Origin of the sequence: Streptomyces sp. NPDC088157 (assembly GCF_044741545.1) — a bacterium.
Classification (GTDB): domain Bacteria; phylum Actinomycetota; class Actinomycetes; order Streptomycetales; family Streptomycetaceae; genus Streptomyces.
This window is the reverse complement of the sequence record NZ_JBIUSU010000014.1, coordinates 140,536-165,455: the sequence shown is the minus strand read 5'-3', so window position 1 is coordinate 165,455 and position 24,920 is coordinate 140,536. Positions and strand designations below refer to the sequence as shown.

The window sequence follows — 24,920 nt, the reverse complement described above, 5'->3', positions numbered from 1 at the left end:
GCGTCGGCGTCGTCCTGGGTGGGACAGGCGACCCGGACGATCTGGCAGCCGGACGCGGTGAGCTCGGCGATCTGCTGCAGGGTGGCGCCGATGTCGGAGGTACGGGTCGTGGTCATCGACTGCACGGACACCGGGGCGTCTCCGCCGACCGCCACGGAGCCGACCTGGATCTGCCGGCTCTTGCGGCGCTCGGCGAGCTTGGTCGGAACGGACGGCATGCCGAGAGAAATCGCAGTCATCTGCTGTGCAACCCCAAGTCGTGGATCAAGGCCCAGGTCCCGTCGAAGGCGGGTTCCAGGCTTCGAGATTACGGCACCGCCCCAGGCGCGAGCACTTCCCCACCTCGAACCACTCGACGGAGGGACCCCCATCGCCGGTCGAACCCACTCGACGGAGGGACCCTTATCGCCGGTCGAACCCACTCGACGGAGGACGGCCCGGCACGACGGAGGACGGCCCGGCACCTGGGAGGTGCCGGGCCGCCGTGAACCGCGGATGACAGGGAGGTGACCAGGACCTGGCCTAGGAGATCTTCACCGGGTTCACCACGTCCGCGATCAGGACCAGCACCGTGAAGCAGATGAAGATGCCTGCCACCACGTACGCCACCGGCATCAGCTTCGCCACGTCGAACGGGCCCGGGTCCGGCCTGCGCAGGACCTTGGCGAGGTTGCGGCGCAGGGACTCCCACAGGGCGCCCGCGATGTGACCGCCGTCCAGCGGCAGCAGCGGGAGCATGTTGAAGAGGAACAGGGAGAGGTTGAAGCCGGCGACCAGCATCACGGCCATGGCCAGCTGCTGCGAGGCCGGGATGTCCAGGGTGAAGATCTCGCCGCCGACGCGGGCCGCGCCGACCACGCCCATGGGTGAGTCGGGCTCGCGGGGTGCGCCGTCGAAGGCCGCGTTCCACAGGGCCGGGATCTTGCCGGGGAGGGCCGCGATGGAGTCGACGGCCTCGCCGACACGGTCCGTCATCCAGGACACGGAGTCGCCGAAGTCCTGCTTGACGACACCGGTGGCCGCGCCGAAGCCGAGGAAGCCGGCCTTGATGTACTCGCCCTGGACGTAGGCCCCGTCGGCGTCCTTCTTGGCGACCTGGTTGGTGGCGATCGTCGCGTGCAGGGTCAGTTCCCTGCCGCCCCGGTCGACGACGATGGCCACGTCCTTGCCCGCGCTGACCCGGATCAGGTCGGAGAGCGTGTTCCAGTCGTCCGTCCGCTGACCCGCGAAGGAGACGATCTTGTCGCCGGGCTTCATGCCGGCGGCCGCGGCCGGGGAGGCCGGGTCGGTCGATCTGCAGTCGTCGCGGTTCTGGCTCTGCGAGATGACGCACGGGGAGACCGAGCTGACGGTGGTGGTCTGCTGCTGGATGCCGAAGCCCATCAGCACGGTGAGGAACAGGCCCACCGCGAGCACCAGGTTCATGAAGGGGCCCGCGAACATCACGATGACCCGTTTCCACGGCTTGCGCGTGTAGAACATGCGCTTCTCGTCGCCCGGCCGGAGCTCCTCGTATGCGGCCGAGCGGGCGTCCTCGATCATGCCGCGCCAGGGGGAGGTGGAGCGGGCCGTGATCCGGCCGTCGTCGCCCGGCGGGAACATGCCGATCATGCGGATGTAGCCGCCGAAGGGGATTGCCTTGAAGCCGTACTCGGTCTCGCCCTTCCTGCGCGAGAAGATGGTCGGGCCGAAGCCCACCATGTACTGCGGTACGCGGATGCCGAACAGCTTGGCCGTCGACAGGTGCCCCAGCTCGTGCCAGGCGATCGAGAACAGCAGGCCGACCGCGAAGACGACTATGCCGAGGATCATCATCAGGGCTGTCATGCACGCGCCTCCGCGGTAACCGTCAGTTCCTGGGCCCGGGCCCGTGCCCAGGTCTCCGCTTCGAGGACGTCCGACACGGTGAGTGAAGTTCCCGTCGCCGGCGTGCCGTGCTCCTGCACGACCCGGGTGACGGTCTCCATGATCCCGTTGAACGGGAGCGCGCCCTTGCGGAACGCCTCCACACACTCCTCGTTGGCGGCATTGAACACCGCCGGGGCCGTGCCCGCGAGCTCGCCCACGTGCCGGGCGAGGCTCACCGAGGGGAAGGCCTCTTCGTCGAGCGGGAAGAACTCCCACGTCGACGCCGTGCTCCAGTCGAAGGCGGGCGCCGCGTCGGGAACGCGCCGGGGCCAGCCCAGACCGATGGCGATCGGCCCCCGCATGTCGGGGGGCGTCGCCTGGGCCAGCGTCGATCCGTCCGTGAACTCCACCATCGAGTGGACATACGACTGGGGATGCACGACGACCTCAATGCGGTCGAAGGGAATGTCGTAGAGAAGGTGCGCCTCGATCACTTCCAGGCCCTTGTTGACCAGGGTCGCGGAGTTGATCGTGATCACCGGGCCCATGGACCAGGTGGGGTGGGCGAGGGCGTCCTCGACGGTCACGTCGGCCAGCTGCTGTTTCGTGCGGCCTCGGAAAGGGCCGCCGGAGGCGGTGACGACCAGCTTGCGCACGTCCGCGCGGGTGCCCGCGGCAAGCGCCTGGAAGAGGGCCGCGTGCTCGGAGTCCACCGGGATGATCTGCCCGGGCTTCGCGAGCGCCTTGACCAGCGGGCCGCCGACGATGAGCGACTCCTTGTTGGCGAGCGCGAGGGTGCGGCCCGCTTCCAGGGCGGCGAGGGTCGGCGCGAGGCCGATGGAGCCCGTGATGCCGTTGAGGACGGTGTGGCAGTCGGAGGCGGCGAGCCGGGTGGCGGCCTCCGGGCCGGCCAGGATCTCGGGGAGCGGCTCCCCCGTCCCGTACTCGGCGGCGAGCGCCTCGCGCAGGTCGGCCACGACGTCCTCGCGGGCGACCGCGACCGTCCGCACGCGCAGCCTGCGGGCCTGTTCGGCGAGGAGGGCGACCCGGCCGCCGTTGGCGGACAGGCCCGTCACCCGGAAGCGGTCCGGGTTGCGCAGCACGAGGTCGATGGCCTGGGTGCCGATCGAACCGGTGGAGCCGAGGATCACCACGTCCTTCGGGCCGTCGCCCGCGACCGGGTCGAAGACGAGGTGCGGGTCGGCGAGTGGGGCTGGACTGTCGGTCATCCCCCCATTGTTGCCGCACCGGGTGTGCGGCAGGACAGGGTGCCCCCTGCTCGTCCCCCTCATGAGGGGCTCACAGCACGGGGCACCTTCCGGACATGTGTGCGACGCCTCACCTGATGGGGCGGTGGACGTTCTCCCGCTCGCTCGGCCCGGGTGTGGTGTCGGCGATCCAGGGGCCATCCCCGGACGGGTCGACGATGCCCTGTTCCAGCCACTCGTAGGTGCCGGCCATCACACCCTTGACGACCTTGCGGTCCACGTCGTCGGTGTTGCTCCACAGCTGGGTGAAGAGCTCGTCGACGCGGACGCGGGACTGGCGGCAGAAGGCGTCGGCGAGCTGATAGGCCTCACGGCCGTTCTCGCCGCGCGAACGCAGCAGTTCGGCGCGCACGCAGGCCGCGCTCATCGCGAACAGCTCCGCGCCGATGTCGACGATCCGGCCGAGGAAGGCCTGCTTGGTCTCCATCCGGCCCTGCCAGCGGGACATGGCGTAGAAGGTGGAGCGGGCGAGCTTGCGGGAGTGCCGCTCCACGTACCGCAGATGTACGGAGAGATCGACGCCCTGCTTGAACTCAGCGTAGGACGAGGGCAGTTGGCCCGGCCCGGCGACGAGTTTCGGGAGCCACTTGGCGTAGAAGACACCCGCGTTCGCGCCCGCCTTCGCCTTGTCCTGGAGGGACTTGTCGGGATCGATGAGGTCGCCGGCGACCGTCAGGTGGGCGTCCACGGCCTCACGGGCGATGAGGAGGTGCATGATCTCCGTCGAGCCCTCGAAGATGCGGTTGATCCGCAGGTCGCGCAGGACCTGCTCGGCGGGGACGGCCTTCTCGCCGCGCGCGGCCAGCGACGCCGCCGTCTCGAAGCCGCGGCCACCCCGGATCTGGACCAGTTCGTCGGCCATGCGCCAGCCCAGTTCGGAGGCGATGAGCTTGGCCAGCGCGCCCTCGATACGGATGTCGTTGCGGTCCTCGTCCGCCATCTGGGAGGAGAGGTCCAGCACCGCCTCCAGGGCGAAGGTCGTCGCCGCGATGAAGCTGATCTTCGCGCCGACCGCCTCGTGGTGGGCGATCGGCCTGCCCCACTGCTCACGGGCCGCGGACCACTCGCGGGCGATCTTCAGGGACCACTTGCCCGCCGCCACGCAGGACGCGGGCAGCGAGAGCCGGCCCGTGTTGAGGGTGGTCAGGGCGATCTTCAGGCCCGCCCCCTCGGGACCGATGCGGTTCGCGGCCGGGACCCGCACCTGGTGGAAGCGGGTCACGCCGTTCTCGATGCCGCGCAACCCCATGAAGGAGTTGCGGTTCTCGACGGTGATGCCGGGCGAGTCGGCCTCCACGACGAAGGCGGTGATGCCGCCCTTGTGCCCCTCGCTCTTCGGCACCCGGGCCATCACGACCAGCAGGTCGGCGACCACGCCGTTGGTCGTCCACAGCTTCACCCCGTCGAGGACGTAGTCTCCCCCGCTCTCGAAATCGCTCGAGCCGGAGGCGCCCCCGTCGTCGGGCACCGCGCTCGTGGCGAGCCGGGCCGGGTCGGAGCCGACGTCCGGCTCGGTGAGGAGGAAGGCGCTGATGTCCGTGCGGGCGCAGCGCGGCAGGAACCGCTGCTTCTGTTCCGGGGTGCCGAACAGCTTCAGGGGCTGCGGCACGCCGATCGACTGGTGCGCCGACAACAGCACGCCGACCGCGGGACTGGCCGAGCCCACCAGGGCCAGCGCCTTGTTGTAGTACACCTGGGTGAGGCCCAGGCCCCCGTACTTGGGGTCGATCTTCATGCCGAGGGCGCCGAGCTCCTTGAGTCCGTTGATCACCTCGTCGGGGATCCGGGCCTCTCGCTCGATGAGGGCCGCGTCCACCTTCGTCTCGCAGAAGTCGCGGAGTTTGGTCAGGAACTGCTCGCCGCGCCGGACGGCCTCGTCGGTGGGGACCGGGTGGGGATGGATCAGGTCCAGCCGGAAACGGCCGAGGAACAGTTCCTTGGCGAAGCTGGGCTTGCGCCAGTCCTGCTCCCGCGCGGCCTCGGCGACCTGGCGGGCCTCTCGCTCGGTGACGGTGGGTTTCTTGAGGGGTGGTGCGGACATGAGGCTCACCTCGCCGCGAATCGGGATCTCGGACCACATTGGTTACCGATGGGTGCTACCCGATCGTTGGTACCCGATCCGGGGCGAGGTGGCCACCCCACGCGCGTACGTTCGGCCGGTGCCCACCGGGTACGCGTGTGGCCCGGACGCCCCGGTTTCCCCGACGTCCCGGCGGTCGGCCCCGACGCCGGGAACGCACGCGTCGTGGGAACGCGGCCTGGGCCGAACGAGTGGTGGCCGCCGTGGCCGGAAATGCTTGCCGTACTCTTCTCCACCATTCCCCCACAACTCCCTGTCGAAGCGCTTCGACAACCTATGGACACCCACCCCCGCTAGAGCTACTGTCGAACCACCCTCACCCGCCCCTGTTCGTTCTGCGCACTGTCGAAGCGCTTCACAAAACTTGGAGAGCTGGATGGTCACCCTCGCCGAGGTCGCCCAGCACGCCGGAGTCTCGGCGAGCACGGTGAGCTATGTCCTCAGTGGCAAGCGGTCCATCTCCACGACCACCCGGCAGCGTGTCGAGCAGAGCATCCGGCAGCTCGGCTACCACCCCAACGCGGGCGCCCGCGCGCTGGCCAGCAGCAGGTCGAACATCATCGCGCTGATGATCCCGCTGCGCACCGACATCTACGTACCGGTGATGATGGAGATCGCCATCGCGGTGGCGACCACGGCGCGCGCGTACGGGTACGACGTCCTGCTGCTCACCGGCGAGGAAGGTCCCGACGCGGTCCGACGCGTCACCGGCAGCGGGCTCGCCGACGCGATGATCCTTATGGACGTCGAACTCGACGACGAGCGGCTGCCGCTGCTGCGCTCCACCGACCAGCCGTCCGTGCTGATCGGACTGCCCGCCGACACCACCGGCCTGACCTGCGTCGATCTGGACTTCGCGGCGACCGGTGCCCTGTGCGTGGAGCACCTGGCGACGCTGGGGCACCGCGACATCGCTGTCATCGGCGAGGCGCCGGCGGTCTACGAACGGCACACCGGGTTCGCCGAGCGCACGCTCGACGGACTCCGTCACCGGGCGAGGGAGCTGGGCCTGCGGCTGCTGCACCGCCCGTGCGAGGGCGGATACGACGCGATGGCCGTGACCCTGGCCCGGGTCCTGGACGAGCGTCCGGGCACCACCGGGTTCGTGGTGCAGAACGAGTCGGCGGTCGAGCCGCTGCTCGCGCTGCTGCGCCAGCAGGGCCGGGCCGTGCCGGAGGACGTGTCGGTCGTGGCCATCTGCCCCGAACAGGTCGCCGTCCAGGCCTCGGTGCGGCTGACGTCGGTCGCCATCCCCGCGCAGGACATGGGCCGGCACGCCGTGGAACGCCTGGTCGCCAAGCTGGCGGGGCACGGCGACGAAGTCGTGCTGATCGCACCCGAGTTGACGGTCCGGGCGAGCACGGGACCGGCGCCCGCCGCCTCTTGACACGCCCCGCCGCCTCCTGAGACCCCGCCGTCTCCGACACACCCCGCTTCACCGCTGTCGTGCCCGTTGCCAGGGCACCGCCATGTCTGCACTCCTTCAAGGAGCACTCCGCATGAACCAGCCTGCCGAAGTCCAGCCTCAGGTCAGCCTCGCGCAGTCCTCGCCCACGGTCGGCACCTTCCGTGAGCGGGACGGCGCCCTGGAGTGGAGCGGCCGCCAGGAGACCCTGCGGGTCGAGCCGTGGGGTCCGGACGCCGTCCGGGTGCGTGCCCGGCTCGGCGGGCCGATCCTCGAAGGGCTGCCGGGCGCGCTCCTCGACGAGCCGCCCGCCACCGAGAGCAGCGTCAAGGCCGGTGACACCGAGGGCCGGTTGACCGTCGGTGCCCTGACCGTCGAGGTGGACGCCGAGGGCGTGATCCGGTTTCTGCGGACGGACGACCGTACGGAGATCCTGGCCGAGCAGCGCGCCCACTTCTGGTGGCCGGGTCCGCGGCTCTACACCGCCGTGGGCAACGGCCACCACCGCCTGGAGCAGCGCTTCGCCGCCTACGACGACGAGAAGCTGTACGGCCTCGGCCAGCACCAGCACGGCCGTCTGGACCAGAAGGGCCTGGTCGTGGACCTGGTCCAGCGCAACGCCGAGGTCGGCATCCCGGTGCTCACCTCCAGCCGCGGTTACACGCTGCTGTGGAACAACCCGGCGATCGGCCGGGTCGAACTGGCCGGCAACGGCACCCGCTGGGTCGCGGACTCGGCCCGGCAGATCGACTACTGGATCACCGCGGGGGCCCCGGCCGACGCCCAGCGCAACTACAGCGCGGCCACCGGCCGCACCCCGATGCTGCCGGAGTGGGCGGCGGGCTTCTGGCAGTGCAAGCTGCGCTATCGCACCCAGGACGAACTCCTCGGGGTGGCACGGGAGTACAAGCGCCGGGGCCTGCCCCTCGACGCCATCGTCTGCGACTTCTTCCACTGGACCCACCTGGGCGAGTGGAAGTTCGACCCGGCCGAGTGGCCCGACCCGGCGGCGATGGTCCGAGAGCTCGAGGAGCTGGGCGTCAAGCTGGTGGTGAGCGTCTGGCCGTCGGTGTCGCCGCTGAGCGAGAACCACCCCGTGATGGAGCAGCGCGGCTACTTCATCGGCACCCAGTACGGCCCGATGGCCCACGCCGACTGGCCGGACAAGGGCGTCGCCTCGACCGTCCAGGTGGCGTTCTACGACGCGACGAACCCGGAGGCCCGGGAGTTCGTGTGGTCGAAGATCCGCGACAACTACCTCGCCCCGTACGGAATCACGGCCTTCTGGCTGGACGCCTGCGAGCCGGAGCTGAAGCCCGGCTTCCCGGAGAACCTGCGCTACTGGGCGGGTCCGGGCCTGGAGGTCGGCAACATCTACCCGGCCGAGAACTCCCGCACCTTCTACGAGGGGCTGCGCGCGGCCGGCGAGGAGGAGATCGTCAGCCTCAACCGCTCGGCGTGGGCGGGCAGCCAGCGCTACGGCGCCGCCCTGTGGTCCGGGGACATCGGCACCGACTTCGCGACCCTGCGCCGTCAGATCGCGGCCGGCCTGAACACCGCGCTGTCCGGCATCCCCTGGTGGAACACCGACATCGGGGGTTTCCACGGCGGCGACCCGGGCGATCCGGCGTACCAGGAGGTGATGGTCCGCTGGTTCCAGTTCGGCGCGCTGTCCCCGCTGATGCGCCTGCACGGCTTCCGCGACCCGGGCATGCCGCTGGGCCCGGACATGACCGGCGGCCCGAACGAGGTGTGGTCGTACGGCGAGGAGGCCGGCGCGGTCCTGGAGAAGTACCTGCGGCTGCGCGAGCGGCTCAAGCCGTACGTCCTGAAGGTCATGCGGGAGGCTCACGAGGAGGGGCTGCCGCCCATGCGGCCACTGTTCCTGGAGTTCCCGGACGACCCGGCCGCCTGGTCGGTGGACGACTCCTACCTCTTCGGCCGGGACCTGCTCGTCGCCCCGGTGCTCACGGCGGGCGCGACGGCCCGCACGGCTTATCTCCCGGCGGGCGCGACCTGGACGGACGCGTGGACGGGCCGGACGTACGCGGGCGGTGCGGCCGTGACGGTCGACGCCCCGCTGGACCGCCTTCCGCTGTTCCTGCGGGACGGGGCGCGGCTGCCGGTGGCGGAGTAGCGCCCGAGGACGGGAACACGAGCGGCCGGCCCCGCGACGCGGGGCCGGCCGGGTGCGGTGGTCAGCTGCTGCTGACGGTCAGGTTGTTGGTGGTGAAGTCCAGGCCGCCGGACGACGAGGTGATCTCGTAGCCGAACTGCACGTCACCGATGGTCTCGTTGCCGAACCAGCCCTTGGTGTCCTTGATCCATTTCAGGATCGGCAGGATGTTGACCGTGCCGGAGGTCGAGTTGGAGGTGCGGACGAAGGAGAAGACCTCGTTCGCGCCGTTGTTCCCCTTGTAGACGGTCCAGGTGTGACCGCCGAGCGTCACGTTCCCCTGCGAGGTGCCCAGGGGGCCGACGGCCCCGGTCTTGTTGACCCAGAGCATGATCTCGTAGTCGTAGTCGGTGTCCCAGATGTCGTACGACGTGTTGTACGCGCCGGACGACGGGACCGTGACGTTGTAGCTGCTGGAGAGCGAGCCCAGCGAGGTGATCGCCTTGTTGATCACCTTCTTGGAGTCGGGGTAGGACTTGATGCCGCCGGTGTTGGGGTGGTTGGCCCAGACACCCCAGTTGGTGCCGGAGTTGGCCCAGACGCACTGGCTGCCGGCGCCGGAGCCCCAGATGTTGTTGTACAGCGTGTAGCCGTTGAGGCTGGTGTTGCCCCACTGGTCGCAGGTGTTCCAGACGGCGGCCGAGGCGGGGGCCGAGGCCAGTCCGACGGTGGCGCCGAGCGCGAGGGCGGGGGCGAGCAGGGCCTTGCTGATCCTGCTCAGGGTGCGTGTTGCCATGGGTGTCCCTTCCATGGGTGGGGGGAACTGCGCTTTCTCAGGGGGGAGTCATCACGTCCCCAGGGTGAGGACGTGGTCTTCTCCGGCGACGAGGTCGAGCGGCTGTGCGTCTTCGTCGTCGGAGGAAGTCCGGACTTCGATGCGGTGACTGCGGTGCGGCCGCAGCACGGCCCGGGCGCCGTCGGGGCCCCAGGAGAGGTCGAGTTCGGCGCCGAAGGGGAGCGCGGCGGAGGCGGCCGAGGCCGTCTGGAGGTTGAGGTTGGCGTTGGTGGTGAAGGCGCCGGACCAGGCCGTGTCCCAGTCGCCGGTCCACAGGCCGGTCAGCCGGGGCGGGCACAGGCCGGAGGAGGAGAGCAGGTGGTAGCGGCCGGCGGCGAAGAGGCGCTCCAGGAGCGCCGTGCTGCGGGGGCGTTCCAGCAGCTCGGAGCCGGGGAGCCCGCGTTCTCCCGGGTCGGCGTGGAGGTCGAGGGTGACCCGCTCGTAGGTGGTGCGGTGGAGGGGGAGGTGGCGGTCCAGCAGTTCGTCGTGGGAGTGCGGCAGCCCGCTCAGGGCGCGCTGCTCCTCGGCGACGTCCAGTTCTCCGGTGTGCCGGCGCACGCGGGTGAGCAGCAGCACGGACCGGGCGCCGGTGACCCGGACGCCCGGGAGCCTGAGCGTGGTGCGGCCGCCGGTGACGACGACGAGCGTCACGCCCGTGTACGCGCGGTCGCTGTCGGGGCAGCGGGCCCGCAGGGTGAGCAGGGCGCCGTCCGGGGTGAGGACGGAGCCGTGGCCGACGGCGAGGCCGGCGGGTGCGCCGGGAAGCCGATGGTCCTGGAAGATGTCCAGGTCGAGGCCGGTGACCTGCTGGACGATCACGTCGTCGGCGCGGGAGACGAAGACCCGGCTGGTGACGCCCGCGCAGGTTGCCGTGGTCTCGCCGGTGGCGAAGTCGACGGCGCGCAGGCGGTAGCGGCGCGGCTCGTCCGAGGGGGCTCCGCGCAGCCGTATCTGGAAGGCCGGGTGGAAGGGCTGGACCCACTGCAGGATCCGGTGGTCGGTGAAGTCGTCGGCGGCGGCCCACTCTCCGGCCAGCAACCTGTCCTGCGGGGCGGTGAGTCCGGCGGCGAGTCCGGGCGGGCGGGCGTGTTCGGAGCCGTTGGGGCGGACCAGGGTGTGGTGGGTGACGATGACCCGGTCGTCGTACGGATCGCCGAACGCGAGGGTCCCGTGCCTGCCGTTTCCGCTGAGGAAGGCGTCCTCCCAGCGGGAGGCGGGCCGGTACTCGTGGGTTCCGTGCACGGGACTGTCGGTGCTCGGGCTGCCGATGCCCGGGCTGTCGGTGCCCGCGCTGCCGGGGCGGGGGCGGGGGCGGGCGCGGTTCGCCCGGGACGGCACGCCGGTCATGAGCGCAACACCACCACGCCGTAGCGGCCCAGCGTGACCTCGTCCGCGAAGGTCTCCCCGGTGAGCAGGTCGTGGTGGGTGCCCGGGAGCTCGACGGTCACCGACTCGCGGCCGTGGTGGAGCAGGAACAGCAGCTCACCCCGGCGTACGGCCTCCACGCCCGGCGGGAGGCCCTCGAGGACGGGCCGGGCGCCCGCGTCCGCGGCGATGCGGGCCAGCAGGGCGCGGAAGGCCTCGGGTTCCGGGAGGGTGGAGACGTACCAGGCGCGGCCCCGGCGCAGGACCGCCGGCAGTCCGTCGAGTTCCTCGCCCTTGTACGCGGCCTCGACCGAGGCGTCGTCGGTCTTCTCGAGCTCCTCCGACCACAGGGTCCCGCGGAAGGCGTCGGTCTCGACGTGCTCCCCCGCCTCCAGCGGCCACCACTCGTGCAGGGTGCGGATGCCGAACAGCTCGCGCAGGCGGGCGTCCATCCCGCCGGGCCGGACCCGGTCGTCCTCGTCGGCCACGCCGGTCAGGAAGCCGGCCACGAGGGTGCCGCCGCCGCGGACGTGGGCCAGCAGGTTGTCGATCGCCGCGTCGGTCATCGCGTACAGCTGGGGGACGACGACCAGGCGGTAGCCGGTGAGGTCGTGTTCGGGGTGGGCGAAGTCGGTGGTGAGGTGGGACTCCCACAGGGCGCGGTGCCAGGCGTGCAGGACGGCCGGGTGGTCGACGTGGGTGGAGGGGCGGCCGTCCTGGGCGCCGGCCCACCAGGCGTGCCAGTCGTGCAGGACCGCGATGTCCGAGCCGATGTGAGTGCCCGTCACCTCATCTCCGATACGGGCGAGTTCGGCCCCGAGTCGCTTGACCTCCTGGAAGGTGCGGCCCCGCTCCCCCGCGTGGCCGACCATCCCGGAGTGGAACTTCTCGGCGCCCTGCCGGGACTGGCGCCACTGGAAGTAGCAGACGGCGTCCGCGCCTCGGGCCACGGCCTGGAGGGACCAGAGCCGGTTCAGGCCGCGCGGCTTGGGGTGGTTCACCCCGCGCCAGTTGACCGGTCCCGCCGCTTGCTCCATCAGCATCCAGGGGCCCTGCGCCTGGGACCGGGTCAGGTCCTGGACCAGCGCGCCGTGCTGGGCGCCCAGCGGGTCGCGGGGGTCCGGGTAGAGGTCGACCGAGACGACGTGCTCCTCCTCGGCCCAGCGCCAGGCGTCCTGGCCGGAGAACAGCGGCATGAAGTTGGTGGTGACCGGGATGCGCGGGGTGTGCCGGGCGACGATGTCGCGCTCGGCGAGGTAGCACTCCAGGAGCATGTCGGAGGTGAAGCGCCGGAAGTCCAGCACCTGGGTGGGGTTCTTCAGGTAGTGGGTGCGGCGGGCGGGCAGGACGGCGTCCCAGCTGTCGTAGCCCTGGCTCCAGAAGTCCGTGCCCCAGGCGCTGTTGAGCGCGTCCAGGGTGCCGTATCTCGCGCGCAGCCAGCGGCGGAAGGCGGCGGCCGCCTCGTCGCCGTGGTCGGCCGTGCAGTACTCGTTGTTGATGTGCCACAGGGTGAGGGCGGGGTGGTCGCCGTAGCGGGCGGCCAGGTCCTCGGTGATGGCGGCGGCGTAGCGGCGGTAGGTGGCGCTGGAGTGGGAGAAGTGCTGGCGTCCGCCCCACCACTCGACGTCGCCGTTCTCGTCGCGGGGCAGGGTGTCCGGGTGCAGCCGGCCCAGCCACGGAGGCGGGGCGGAGGTGGGGGTGGCGAGGACCACGCCGACGCCGTTCGCGTGCATGAGGTCCATCAGCGTGTCGAGCCAGCCGAACTCCCGTGCCCCGGGCTCGGGTTCGAGCCTGGACCAGGAGAAGACGCCGAGGGTGACCGAGTTGACGCCGGCCTCCCGCATCAGCCGGACGTCCTCGTGCCAGGTCTCCTCGGGCCACTGCTCGGGGTTGTAGTCGCCGCCGAAGAGGATGCGGCCGCGGGTGACGTCGGCGAGGCCGGGCCGGTCGACGGCGGTCATCGGACGGGCTCCCCGTACTGGATGCCCCGACCGTTGGTGGCGATGTAGACACGGCCGTGGATGCGCGGGTCGGCGGCGATGGCCGCGCCGATCCAGCCCCACTGGTGCTGGTCGTCGTTGACCCGCACCCAGGTCTGCGCGCCGTCGTCGGAGCGGTACACGGCGGTGATCGCCTCCGTGGCGCCGACCTGGTAGACCGCCGGGTACGCGGCGCCGTCGGCGGGCTTGCCGAAGGCGAGGGTGTACGAGGCCCAGCAGCTGGTCGACCTGTCGAAGCTTGCCCCGCCGTCGGTGGACCGGTAGAGGCCGTTCCACTTGGTGCTCAGCCACAGGTCGCCGGAGCGCCCCGGGGCCGCGGCCAGCTGGAACTGGCTGTCCCCGGAGGGCAGTCCGCTCGCGCGCCCGGTGAAGGTGAGACCGCCGTCCGTGCTGGCGAACAGGGTTCCCCTGTCGGTGTCGTACGCGTAGAAGCGCGTCGGGTCGGCCGGGTCGGCGAGCGGTGTGGCGCCCTTGGGGAAGGAGGGGACCTCGGACCAGGTCGCTCCGTTGTCCGTGGAGCGGTGGGCGGGGTACTTGGTGCCGTCCCAGTGCACGAAGGTCCACAGCAGCACGCTGCCGTCGGTGTTGGTGGCGATGGGCCCGGGTGCGTCCTCGGCGAGGGCGGGCTGGGCCGCGAAGGGCGCCCAGGACCTGCCGCCGTCGTCCGACCAGGCGCCGTTGCCGTGGTCGCCGAAGCCCGTGCGGACGACGTACGACGGCCTGGCGGCGGCCTGGGCGAGTCCCGTCGCCGACCCGAACACGGGGTTGGCCGCCATGCCCCGCGAGGGCGAGGCGGTGAGCCGCTCGTGGTACATCACCCCGACGTCCCCGAGGCCGCTGATCAGGTGCGCCTCCCCGGTCGGCGGCGAGATGAGCTGACGTACGGAGGTCTCCTCCAGGCCGCGGACCCGCGGGGCCCAGTGCTTCAGGTCCCGGGTGCCGTAGAGGGTGGCGCCGGTGCCGAAGACGATGTGCTTCGAGTCGTACGGGTCGACGGCGACGGCCTGGATCCACCAGCCGAACTTGGGCCGGTCGGCGCCGAAGGCGAGGAACGGGGTCTCGGACACGTCGAGGACCGCCGCCTCCTTCAGGGACGTCCAGGTGCGGCCGCCGTTCGTGGTCCGGTACAGGGTGTCCACGGCCGCCCAGCGGTTGTTGGTGGAGACGACGACGGTGCCGGGGCGGCGGGCGTCGACGGCGGCTCCGCCGTAGCCGAAGCTGTCGGTGCTCCCGTCGGGGGTCGTCCCTCCCGGCTTCACCGGGGTGACGTCGGTCCACTTCCCGTCCGTGGTGCGCAGCTTGTGCACGCTGCCGTCGGACTGGCCGTTGGGGCCGGGCGCGTCGGCGAACGTGATGTACAGCTCGCGGGTGTGGCGGTCGTACGCGGCACGGACGGGCACCTTGGCGGAGGTTCCGGTGGGCTGTCCGGGCACGGCTTCCCATGTACCGCCGTCGGCGGTCCGGTAGAGGTTCGGCGACCCTGCCGAGCCGTCGGAGTCGCCCCAGCCGGCGTAGACGGCGCGGCCTGCGGCGACGAGCAGGGTGACGCCCTGGCCGCTCGCGCCCGGGGTGCCCGGGAAGCCGCCGGCCGCCGCCCAGGTGGCGCCGCGGTCGGTGGACTTGAGCAGCCCGTCGTGCCGCGTCCCCAGCCACAGCGTGTCGCTGTCGCGCGGGTCGACGAGAAGCCGCTCCCCCGCGCCCCGGCCGTCCTCGTTGCCGCCGAGCTTCACCGCGAGGTCGGTGCGGGTCCAGGTGGCGCCGCGGTCCTCGGAGCGCAGGATCGCGCCGTTGCCCGCCCAGGACTGGGCGTAGGTGCCGAGCGCGAGGAAGAGGCGGTTCGGGTGCGCGGGATCGACGGCGAGTGCCTCCACGCCGAGGAGGTTCCAGTCGTCCCAGCCGAGGTGGTCGGTGAGGGGGGTCCATCTCGCGGCTCTGTCGTCCCAGCGGTAGGCGCCGCCGATGTCGGTGCGGGCGTAGGCGAGGCCGTGGACGGCGGGGTGGAAGAGCACGCCGGTGACGAACCCGGTACCCCCGATGACGACGTTGCGCCAGCGGTAGGCGGGGGCGGTGGCCGCGGCTGCCGCCTGGGCGGCGCGAGGCCGGAGGGTGGTGAGGGCGGCTGCGGCTGCCGTGCCGGCGAGAACGGATCGGCGGCTCAGGGGGGTCGCGGGCATGGAGTACCTCGTTCATGTGTCATGGGGGGGCGCGGTTTGCCGGGTGCGGAAGGCGCGGGTGCGGGCAGCGTGGGTCGCGCGGCCCGGCGCTGTCGGGGCGTCTCCCCCGGGAGGCCCCCGGCCCAGCCGTACCGCCTTGTGGTTCCCCCAGGCTTGGGGCACGGGGGAGGCACGCATGCCCGCATGCCCGGAGGAACCGGCCTACGGCGGGGCAACCGTCCCAGGGGCGCGGGAACTGCGCGACCGGTCACCGACGGTCCCGAGCTGCGGACGACCCGCAGCGCGACGGCGATGTCCAGCGAGGGCGTCTACCCCTTGACCGCCCCCGTCAGCATCCCCTTCTTGAAGTGCTTCTGGACGAACGGCGAGAGCACCGCGACCGGCAGCAGCGCCATCACCATCACGGCCATCTGGATGGCCAGCCCCGACAGCTGACCGGTCCTGATGGCCTGGCTCAGGCCGACCGGCGCCTCCTGCTTCTGCACCAGCTGGATCATGACGTTCTGCAGCGGCATCATGTCCTGGTCGTTCAGGTAGAGCGACGCGTTGAACCACGCGCTCCAGTACCCGACGGCGTAGAACAGGGTGATCACCGCGAGGACCGCTCGCGACAGCGGCATGACGATCTGCCAGAGGATCCGGAAGTCCCCGGCCCCGTCGATGCGCGCGCTGTCGATGAGTTCCTGCGAGATCCCCATGAAGAAGCCGCGCAGCACCAGGATGTTGAAGACGCTCACCGCGCTCGGCAGGATCAGCGCGAGATAGCTGTCCGTCAGGCCGAGGGACTGCACCAGCAGGTAGGTGGGGATGAGGCCGGCGCTGAAGAACATGGTCGCCAGGAGCGTCATCAGGATCCCGCGGTGACCGAGGGACCCGGTGCGCGACAGGCCGTAGGCGCACAGGACGGACACCGCCATCGAGAACACGGTGCCGGCCAGCGTCACGAGGATGCTGATGATCGCCGCGCGGGTGACCTGTCCACCGCCGAGCAGCTCCTCGTAGGCGATGAAGGTGACGCCCTTGGGCACGATCACCAGTCCGCCCGCCTCGTCGATCGTCCTCCGCGAGGAGAGGCTGGTGACGACGATGATCCACAGCGGGAAGAGGACCGCCAGGCAGGCGAACAGCAGGACGATGCCCTTGCCCGCCAGGCCGGCCTTCGAAGGCTCCTCCTCCCACGCCGGGCGTGGCGGCGCGGCCCACCGGGGCGGCTTGGTCGCCGGTTCGTCGAGGACGGCGGTCACTTCTTGTACACCCCCTGCTCGCCCATGAGATGGGCCACTTTGTTCGCGGTGAGGACCAGGCCGATGCTGACCACGCCCTTGATCAGGCCGGCGGCGGCCGCGTAGCCGAAGTCCTGGTTGCGTACGCCGTTCCACCACACGAAGGTGTCGAGGACCTCCCCCGCGTCCGGTCCGACGGCGTCGCGTTGCAGCAGGATCTGCTCGAACCCGACGGTCAGCGCGTCGCCGACGCGCAGCACGAGAAGAAGGGCGATCACCGGCCGCAGGGCGGGAAGCGTGACGTGCCACATGCGGCGCCAGCGTCCGGCGCCGTCCATCGCGGCGGCCTCGTAGTGGTCCTGGGGTACCGAGGCCAGCGCGGCGAGGAAGACGATGATCCCCCACCCGGCGTCCTTCCACACGCTCTGCGCGGTGATCAGGAACGCGAAGGTGTTGGGGTCGGTCATGATGTCGAGGCCGTCGTGCCCGTGCTGCCGCAGCAGTTGGGAGAGCATGCCGGCGCCGCCGAACATCTGCTGGAAGACCGCGATGACCAGCACCCAGGAGAAGAAGTGCGGCAGGTAGAGCACGGCCTGCGCGACCGCCCGCACCCGCGGCCTGACGACGCTGTTGATGAGCAGCGCGAGCAGGATCGTGACCGGGAAGAACACCACGATCTGGATGAGGAACAGCACCAGCGTGTTCTGCACGGCCTGCCAGAAGGCCGACGCCTCGAAGATCCGCTGGAAGTTCTCCATGCCCACGAAGGGGCTGTTCAGGATCGAGACGATGCCGTTGTCGCTGATGTAGGGGTCGTAGTCCTGGAAGGCCACCACGTTGCCGAGGATCGGCAGGTAGTTGAAGACCATGACCAGCACGACGGCCGGCAGTGTCATCAGGATCAGGACGCGGTCGCGGCGGAACCTGAGCCGCGGGCTCAGCTTCCCCGCACTTCGTTTCTCCCGGGAACCGGTGGTGTCGTGGGACGCCACCGGGATCTTCTCCGGCGCGTCGGCCTCGGCGGTGCTCCGAGGCACCGTGCTGTGGGACACGGCGTTCTCCTTGCCTCAGAGCCTCGTCAGCTCGCCGCCGGGCCGTTCTCGTCGAGCAGCTTCTGGTACCAGTCGCGCAGCTGGTCCCCGCCCTTCTTCTTCCACTCGGAGATGGCCTGCTGCATGTCGCCGATCTTCTTGTGGCCGCGGGCGATGTCGTCCTCCAACTGCTCGAAGTCGTTCGAGAGGTTGGTGTAGCGGGACGGCTCGGTGATCTGCAGGCCCCAGAAGGACGACTTCTTGGTGAAGGAGCCCACCCGCTGCTGCCACTCCACCATTCCCTTGGTGTAGTCCGGCAGGTCGGGGTGGGCGATGGTCGCGGCGGGGCTCGCGACCATGACGTAGGCGTTGAGGACCTCGTTGTTGCCCTTGTCGTTCTTGACGGGCACGCCGTCCTTGAGGGTGTAGTGCGTGCCCTCCACGCCGTAGTTGGTCATCATCCACTCCTTGGTGCCGTACGGCGCCGCGGTGACGTTGGCGACCGCCAGCACGTCCCGGATGACGGACTCCGAGGCCTTCTTGTTGACGAAGGCGAAGATGCCGGCCGGGTTCGCCGCCCACAGCGTCGGGTCACCGCCGTCGTGGTTCCAGATGTCCATGCCCCAGATCTTGAACTCCGGGTTCTGGGTGGCCTGGGAGGCCTGCTGCCCGTACCAGCCGGAGATGTCGTTGTTCCAGATCAGGAACTCGCCGGCGGCGAACTTGGGGGCGGGGTCGGTGGCCTGGCTCTTGCCCAGCTTGAAGTCGGGGTGGACGTACCCGGCGGCGAACAGCTTGCGCGTCCACTCCAGCGCTTCCAGGTACTCCGGGGTCTCCATCCGGTGGAGCAGCTTGCCGTCGACCACGGTCCAGCTGAGCGCCTTCTCCCCGCCGCTGATGACCCCGAAGGTGTTCATCGCGGTCCACTTCATGTCACCGCAGGCCCACCGCTTGGCCCTGGCGTTGGTGATGTCCTTGCACAGGGCCATGAACTCGTCGGCGGACCGCGGGACGTCGTAGCCCTGCTTGTCGAAGACGTCCTTGCGGTAGAGGGGCACGATGTTCTGGACGTACGGGGCCGGCATCGGCAGGCCCATCAGCTTGCCGCCGAAGATGGAGCGCTGCCAGGCGTCGCTGGGGATCGCCGCGAGGTTCGGGAACTCCTTGACCTTGTCGCCGGACAGGTACGGGCCGAGGTCGGCGAACTTGCTGATGATGGCGCTGGGTATCTTGCCCATCATGTTCCAGCCGGGGACGACCACCACGTCCGGCACGTCGCTGGAGGCGAGGACCGCGCCGAGCTTCTGGTCGTAGGTGTTGCCGTCCTGGTTGCGCCACTGGACGTCCGCGCCGATCAGGGCGTTCATCGACGTGTAGTAGGAGTTGTCGCCCTTCGGCGGCGAGCCCCAGAACGGCGACATGATGGTGACCTTGCCGCCGCTGCCGAGCTTCTTCGGCACCGAGGCCTTCAGCGTGTCGACGTCGAGTTTGGCGGTGAAGCCCATCGCCGAGCCGTTCTTGGCCGGGAAGTCCGGCTTCACCACGTTGCTGGCCACGTAGGCGGGCAGGATCTTCTGGGCGCCCTTGCCCGACGTGGTGCCCTCGCGCGAACCCTTGTCCGCGCCACCGCAGGCGGCCAGCAACGGCATCCCTCCGGCCACCGCGGCAGTGGCGACCGCCGTGGAGGCGAGGAAGCTTCTCCGGCTGGGCCCGGAAGGACCAGAAGAGGGGGAAGCGGCGTTCGGCGTCATTGCGTCAACCCTTCATGGCACACCAGGACACCCGGCGGTGGCCGTCGGCTGCGGTGTCTCGAGTGGAACTGGCTGAGCCGAAGCGATCCTCCGACGCATGTCAGGGTGGTTCGCAGTCGAAGCGCTTCGATGTTGCTGCGAGGTTAAGTGAACACCCTGGGGTGCACAAGGGTCGTCCCCAACATTCCTCCCCGGCTTCCGGGGCTACCTGTTCGTATGCGCTGCTTGAAATAGCGGTGAGCTCCTCTTGACACCCACCCCGCCGTCGAATGAGCATCGAAGCGCTTCGAAAGAGTCTCCCGCTCCACCGCAAAGGGATCCCCACGTGACCGCACACACGCCGCCCACGCCGCCATTCCGCGATCCGCAGCTGCCGTTCGCGAAGCGCATCGACGATCTGCTGTCCCGGCTGACCCGCGAGGAGAAGGTCTCCTTCCTGCACCAGTTCGTGCCCGCCGTCGACCGCCTCGGCATCGCCGCGTTCCGCACCGGCCAGGAGGCGCTGCACGGCGTCGCGTGGATGGGCCCGGCGACGGTGTTCCCGCAGGCCGTGGGCCTGGGCGCGACCTGGAACACCGACCTCGTGCGCCGGGTCGGCGATGCCGTGTCCAAGGAGGTCCGGGCGATGCGCGCGGGCGACGAGCGGGTGGGCCTGAACGTCTGGTCCCCCACCGTCAACCTGCTCAGGCACCCCCTGTGGGGCCGTAACGAGGAGGGCTACTCCGAGGACCCGAAGCTCACCTCGGCGATCGCCACCGCCTACACGCACGGGCTGCGCGGCGACCATCCGACGTACTGGCGCACCGCCCCGGTCCTCAAGCACTGGCTGGCCCACAACAACGAGACCGGCCGGGACGTCACCTCGTCCTCGGTCCGTCCGCGGGTGCTGCACGAGTACGACCTGCGCGCCTTCCGCGAGACCGTCGAGGCGGGCGCGGTGGCCGGGGTGATGCCGGCGTACAACCTGGTCAACGGCCGCCCCAACCATGTCTCGCCGTATCTGCGCGAGCATCTGCGCGGCTGGACGGACGAGGAGCTGCTGGTCTGCTCGGACGCGGGCGCACCCTCCAACCTGGTGGACTCCGAGCACTACTTCGACACCCACGAGGAGGCGACCGCGGCCGCGCTCGTCGCCGGCGTGGACAGCTTCACCGACCACGGCACGGACAGTTCGCAGATCGTCGCCCGGGTCGAGGGAGCCCTGGAGCAGGGTTTGCTGACCCAGGCCGACGTCGACGCGGCGGTCCGCCGCCAGCTCTCGGTCCGTTTCCGGCTGGGCGAGTTCGACCCGCACCACGACCCGCACGCCGGCACCGGCGAGTTCGACAGCCCGGCCCATCGCGCCCTCGCCCGGGAGGCCGCCGAGCAGGCGATCGTCCTGCTGCGCAACGACGGTGTGCTGCCGCTGGCCGCCGACACCCGGATCGCGGTGGTCGGCCTGCTCGCCGACGAGTGCAAGCTCGACTGGTACAGCGGCACGCTGCTGCACCGCTCGACGCCGCTGGAGGGCCTGTACGAGCGGTTCGGCGCCGAGCGCGTGGAGTTCGCGGAGGGCGTGGACCGGGTCCTGCTGAAGACCTCCGCGGGGACGTTCCTGAAGGTCCCCGCCGCCCCCGCGGCCGCCGACGAGGCGCGCGGCGCCGAGGGCGCCCTCGACCCGGCGCTGCTCGCGGGCCGCACCGACCTGCCGCCGCTGACGACGGACGCGACCGGCACGGAGCTCGCGCTGGTCGACTGGGGCGCGGGCGTGCTGACGCTGCGCGCGCCCGACGGCCGCTACCTCTCCGTGGCCGAGGACGGCTTTCTGCGCGCCTCCGCCGACCAGCCCGGCGGCTGGGTCGTCCAGGAGACGTTCCGCCTGGAGCCGCACGCGGACGCCGACAAGGACACCCACGGGAACGGTCACCTCCTGCTGCATCTGGGTACGGGCCGCCATGTCTGTGTCGCCGCCGACGGCGTCCGGGTTGCCGGGCCGCAGGAGGAGACCCCCGAGGTCGTCGAGATCGTCGTCGTCGAGTCCGGCGAGGACGCGGTGGCCCGCGTCGCCGCCGGGGCCGACGTGGTGGTGGTCGTGGCGGGCAACGACCCGCACATCCACGGCCGGGAGACCGAGGACCGCACCACGCTGCGGCTGCCGGCCCACCAGGAGCGGCTGCTGGCGGCCGCCCGGGCGGCGAACCCGCGGACGGTGCTGGCCCTGGTGTCGGCGTATCCGTACGCGATCGAGCCGGGCGCGCCGGGCGCGGTGCTGTGGACGGCGCACGGCGGCCAGGCGGCGGGCACCGCCCTCGCGCGCGTGCTGGCCGGTGACGTCTCCCCGGCCGGACGCCTCCCGCAGACCTGGTACGCCGACGACGCCGATCTGCCCGACCTGCTCGACTACGACGTGATCGGCGCCCGCCAGACGTACCTCTACTTCGAGGGCACCCCGCTGTTCCCGTTCGGGCACGGCCTGTCGTACGCGTCGTTCTCCTACGCGGACCTGGCGGTGCGGATCGAGGACGGCACGGCGCACGTCTCCTGCACGGTCACCAACACCGGGGACCTGACCGCCGACGAGGTCCCCCAGCTCTACACCCGGGCGGTGGACCCCTCGGTCGTCCGGCCGCGCCGCGAGCTGCTCGACCACCGTCGCGTCACGCTCGCCCCCGGCGCGCGGGCGGAGCTGTCCTTCGAGGTCCCGCTGTCCGCCTTCGGCTTCTGGGACGTGGCGCAGGGCAGGTGGCGTCCGGAGTCGGGCCTGTACGAGTTCCTGGTCGGCGCGTCCAGCACGGACGTGCGGCTGCGCACGACCGTCACGCTCGAGGGCGAACCGTCCCTCCCGCGTCCGGTCCGCCGACGCGGTCTGGAAGCCGTCGGCTTCGACGAACAGAGCGGCGTGGAGATCGTCGACCGTTCGAAGGTGTCGGGCGACGCGGTGACGCCGGTGGCGGGCGGGACGGGCGAACTGGTCTACCGCGCCTGCGACTTCGGCACGGAGGCAGGCACCACGGGCGTGACGGTGACGGCGGCCGGGGCGGGCACGGTGGAACTCTCGCTCGACGGCGGCCCGGTCCTGTCCACGCTGAAGGTCGCCGCGCCCACGCCGGGACCGTACGACTACGTCACCGTCGCCGCGGCCCTCTCCGCCGAGGGCGTCCGCGACCTGCACATCAAGCTGCGCGGCCCACTGCGGCTGGCGCACGTCGGCTTCTCCGGTTGAGGGTCCGGAGGCAGCCGGCACGAAGAGGGGGTCCGGCACCGGAAGGCATCGGTGCCGGACCCCTTCGGGGACGGCGTTCGCGCGCCGGCTCCCAGCCTACATGAAAATGGTTCCCATTTACTGGAGAGCCGGCCCGTACTAGAGCGCGAGCCCCGTCAGGACCAGCACCCGCTCGTACGTGTAGTCCTCCATCGCGAACCGCACGCCCTCGCGGCCCACCCCGGACTGCTTGGCGCCGCCGTACGGCATCTGGTCGGCACGGTAGGAGGGCACGTCGCCGACGATGACACCGCCGACCTCCAGCGCGCGGTGGGCGCGGAAGGCGACCTGGAGGTCGTGAGTGAACACGCCCGCCTGGAGGCCGTACTTGGAGGAGTTGACGGCGGCGAAGGCCTCGGCCTCGCCGTCCACCCGCGTCACGGTGAGGACCGGTCCGAAGACCTCCTCGCAGGCGATGGTGGTGTCCGCCGGTACGTCGGTGAGGACGGTCGGCGCGTAGGAGGCGCCGTCGCGCTTGCCGCCCGCGAGGAGGGAGGCGCCCGCCGCGACGGCCTCGTCCACCCAGGTCTCGACACGCTTGGCCGCGTCCTCGCTGACCAGCGGGCCGACGTCGGTCCGGTCGTCGGCGGGGTCGCCGGTGACCTGGGCCTCGACGGCGGCGACGATGCGCGGCAGCAGCCGGTCGTACACGGAGGCGTCCGCGATGACCCGCTGCACGGAGATGCAGGACTGGCCGCCCTGGTAGTTGGAGAAGGTCGCGATACGGGTGGCGGCCCAGTCGAGGTCGGCGTCGCTCGCGAAGTCGCCGAGGACGACGGCCGCGCCGTTGCCGCCCAGTTCCAGGGTGCAGTGCTTGCGCGGCACCGAGTCCATGATCGCGTAGCCGACCTTCTCGGAACCGGTGAAGGAGATGACCGGCAGGCGCTCGTCCTGGACGAGGGCGGGCATGCGGTCGTTGGAGACCGGCAGGATGCTCCAGGAACCGGCAGGCAGCTCGGTCTCGGCGAGCAGGTCACCGATGATCAGACCGGACAGCGGGGTCGCCGGCGCCGGCTTGAGGATGATCGGCGCGCCTGCCGCGATCGCCGGGGCGACCTTGTGGGCGCACAGGTTCAGCGGGAAGTTGAACGGCGCGATGCCCAGGACGACACCCTTGGGGAAGCGCCGGGTGAGGGCGAGACGCCCCTGGCCGCCCGCGTCGGTGTCGAGGCGCTGGGCCTCGCCCCCGTTGAACCGGCGGGCCTCCTCGGCGGCGAACCGGAACACGGAGACCGCCCGGCCCACCTCCCCGCGCGCCCACTTGATCGGCTTGCCGTTCTCGGCGGAGATCAGCCTGGCGATCTCCTCGGTGCGCTCGGCGAGCCGCTTGCTGACGTGGTCGAGGGCGGCGGCGCGCACATGGGCCGGGGTGGCGGCGAACTCGTCCCGCACGGCGTACGCGGCGGCCACGGCCTCCTCGACCTGCGCGTCCGTCGGCACGCTGACCTCGGCGACGAGCCTGCCGTCCCAGGGGGAGGTGACGTCGAAGCTGTCCTCGCCGGTGACCTGGCGGCCGGCGAGCCAGAAGGCGTGGGTGGCCCCCACGTTCGTTTCCTGGGGCATAGCGAGTCCCGGCCCTTCCGCTTAGGGGGTGTCCTGTGGCTTTCGTGCTCCACCGTAGGGGCGGGAAGCGGAAGGGTCGCTTGTCCGACTCGTACGGGTGGACGGCTCGGGCGCGCCGGTTTGGCGCGGTCGGCCCCGCACCTTCCTCAGGAAGAGCCACAGCGCGCCGAGCAGCACCGTGCACAGGCACCAGCTGGCCACGACGTCCAGCGGCCAGTGGTAGCCCCGCCGGACCAGCCCGAACGAGACGGCCAGGACGAGGAGGAAGCCCGTGGCGACGGCCAGGCATCGGGCGAGCGTCGTGAGCAGCCACGGCAGCAGGATCAGCACCGCCGAGCCGTAGGCGACGGCCGCCGTCGCCGTGTGCCCGGAGGGGAAGTAGCCGATGGCCGGCGGCACGGCGGGCGTCCCGGGCCGGTCGGTCCACTCTTTCAGGGGTACGACGATCAGCGGCACCAGCGCCAGCAGGACCTGCGCGGCGATGGACGGCACCCACCACCGCGCCGCGTCCGCGGCCCGCGCCCTGCGGACCACGTACACCGCCACCACCATCAGCGCGGGCACCGCGACCTGGACGTTCCCCAGGTCGGACAGCAGCTCCGAGGCCCGGTCCGGGTGGACGAGTGCGCGGCTGAGGCGCTCGTCCGTGCGCAGGAGGGGACCGTCGACTGCGACCTGCCAGGTGATCAGGGCGAAGAGGAGGGCGGGCAGACCGAGCAGGAGTGCGCACCGGACCGCGGTCCCCCGCATGGCGGGGGTGTCCTCGGTCGGCGGGCGGAGGCGGGACGACATGGAGCCCAGCTTGTCAGCAGCGACCACTCTGACAAACCGGGACGAAAAAAGACCCCGGATCGGATCCGGGGTCGCTTTCCGTGGTCTGCACCTGAGAAGGAGGTCGGCCACCCCGGAACAGGGGGGGTGGTTCCGGGGTGGCCGACCGGACCGGAAACGCCGGCCGCCCCGGGGGGTTTGGGGCGGGCGGCCGTCCGATCGGTGTGGAGATCCGAAGCCGGAAGCTCC

At 71.1% G+C, this 24,920-nt stretch carries 15 protein-coding genes and 1 pseudogene; 3 read left to right on the top strand and 13 right to left on the bottom strand.

Features of this window, described 5'->3' with window-relative positions:
* The 4 genes from ACIPFH_RS40250 to ACIPFH_RS40235 form a co-directional block, all read right to left on the bottom strand.
* The coding region (locus ACIPFH_RS40250; RefSeq protein WP_359127349.1) for a flavodoxin-dependent (E)-4-hydroxy-3-methylbut-2-enyl-diphosphate synthase at window positions 1–239 on the bottom strand (239 nt) is incomplete at its 3' end.
* A gap of 283 nt (window positions 240–522) precedes the next feature.
* Complete coding sequence (locus ACIPFH_RS40245; protein ID WP_401834545.1) at window positions 523–1,827, bottom strand: M50 family metallopeptidase; 1,305 nt, start codon at window positions 1,825–1,827, stop codon at window positions 523–525.
* A complete protein-coding gene (dxr, locus tag ACIPFH_RS40240; RefSeq protein WP_356263981.1) occupies window positions 1,824–3,077 on the bottom strand; it encodes a 1-deoxy-D-xylulose-5-phosphate reductoisomerase in 1,254 nt (417 codons plus the stop codon). Before dxr ends, ACIPFH_RS40245 begins: the two co-directional genes overlap by 4 nt.
* 109 nt (window positions 3,078–3,186) lie before the next feature.
* Window positions 3,187–5,157, bottom strand: coding sequence for an acyl-CoA dehydrogenase family protein (locus ACIPFH_RS40235; RefSeq protein WP_401834543.1), 1,971 nt, complete (start codon window positions 5,155–5,157; stop codon window positions 3,187–3,189).
* 415 nt (window positions 5,158–5,572) lie between these two features.
* Between ACIPFH_RS40235 and ACIPFH_RS40230 the strand changes: the two genes are divergently transcribed.
* Window positions 5,573–6,583: a LacI family DNA-binding transcriptional regulator gene (locus ACIPFH_RS40230; protein ID WP_401834542.1), complete on the top strand. Its 1,011-nt coding sequence runs from the start codon at window positions 5,573–5,575 to the stop codon at window positions 6,581–6,583.
* A gap of 112 nt (window positions 6,584–6,695) precedes the next feature.
* Window positions 6,696–8,738 (top strand): TIM-barrel domain-containing protein, encoded by a 2,043-nt coding sequence (locus tag ACIPFH_RS40225; RefSeq protein ID WP_401834540.1) that lies wholly within the window; start codon window positions 6,696–6,698, stop codon window positions 8,736–8,738.
* Window positions 8,739–8,799: 61 nt separating this feature from the next.
* On the opposite strand, the gene ACIPFH_RS40220 is transcribed toward ACIPFH_RS40225, so the two are convergent.
* From ACIPFH_RS40220 to ACIPFH_RS40190, 7 genes and pseudogenes are all read right to left on the bottom strand, one after another.
* Window positions 8,800–9,513, bottom strand: coding sequence for a hypothetical protein (locus tag ACIPFH_RS40220; protein WP_401834538.1), 714 nt, complete (start codon window positions 9,511–9,513; stop codon window positions 8,800–8,802).
* Between the two features lie 216 nt (window positions 9,514–9,729).
* Window positions 9,730–10,899 (bottom strand): annotated as a pseudogene (locus ACIPFH_RS40215) (glycoside hydrolase N-terminal domain-containing protein); the annotation flags it as partial.
* Window positions 10,896–12,878, bottom strand: a complete 1,983-nt coding sequence (locus tag ACIPFH_RS40210; RefSeq protein WP_401834535.1) for a beta-galactosidase — start codon at window positions 12,876–12,878, stop codon at window positions 10,896–10,898. The gene ACIPFH_RS40210 and the pseudogene ACIPFH_RS40215, both read right to left, overlap by 4 nt.
* Window positions 12,875–15,091 (bottom strand): WD40/YVTN/BNR-like repeat-containing protein, encoded by a 2,217-nt coding sequence (locus ACIPFH_RS40205; protein ID WP_401834534.1) that lies wholly within the window; start codon window positions 15,089–15,091, stop codon window positions 12,875–12,877. The genes ACIPFH_RS40210 and ACIPFH_RS40205 overlap by 4 nt, the downstream gene beginning before the upstream one ends.
* Window positions 15,092–15,399: 308 nt before the next feature.
* Window positions 15,400–16,335: a carbohydrate ABC transporter permease gene (locus ACIPFH_RS40200; protein WP_401834532.1), complete on the bottom strand. Its 936-nt coding sequence runs from the start codon at window positions 16,333–16,335 to the stop codon at window positions 15,400–15,402.
* Window positions 16,332–17,366: an ABC transporter permease gene (locus ACIPFH_RS40195; RefSeq protein ID WP_401834530.1), complete on the bottom strand. Its 1,035-nt coding sequence runs from the start codon at window positions 17,364–17,366 to the stop codon at window positions 16,332–16,334. Before ACIPFH_RS40195 ends, ACIPFH_RS40200 begins: the two co-directional genes overlap by 4 nt.
* Window positions 17,367–17,392: 26 nt before the next feature.
* Window positions 17,393–19,096: a Tat pathway signal sequence domain protein gene (locus ACIPFH_RS40190; RefSeq protein ID WP_401834528.1), complete on the bottom strand. Its 1,704-nt coding sequence runs from the start codon at window positions 19,094–19,096 to the stop codon at window positions 17,393–17,395.
* Between the two features lie 325 nt (window positions 19,097–19,421).
* Between ACIPFH_RS40190 and ACIPFH_RS40185 the strand changes: the two genes are divergently transcribed.
* Window positions 19,422–22,298, top strand: a complete 2,877-nt coding sequence (locus ACIPFH_RS40185; RefSeq protein ID WP_401834525.1) for a glycoside hydrolase family 3 C-terminal domain-containing protein — start codon at window positions 19,422–19,424, stop codon at window positions 22,296–22,298.
* Window positions 22,299–22,436: 138 nt separating this feature from the next.
* Here ACIPFH_RS40185 and ACIPFH_RS40180 read toward each other — a convergent pair whose 3' ends face one another.
* Together ACIPFH_RS40180 and ACIPFH_RS40175 are read right to left on the bottom strand one after the other, a co-directional pair.
* The gene (locus ACIPFH_RS40180; RefSeq protein WP_401834522.1) at window positions 22,437–23,882 is read right to left on the bottom strand and encodes an aldehyde dehydrogenase family protein; all 1,446 of its coding nucleotides are present in this window, start codon (window positions 23,880–23,882) and stop codon (window positions 22,437–22,439) included.
* A 39-nt stretch (window positions 23,883–23,921) separates the two neighbouring features.
* Window positions 23,922–24,650 (bottom strand): phosphatase PAP2 family protein, encoded by a 729-nt coding sequence (locus tag ACIPFH_RS40175; protein WP_356255235.1) that lies wholly within the window; start codon window positions 24,648–24,650, stop codon window positions 23,922–23,924.
* Window positions 24,651–24,920: the final 270 nt, after the last annotated feature.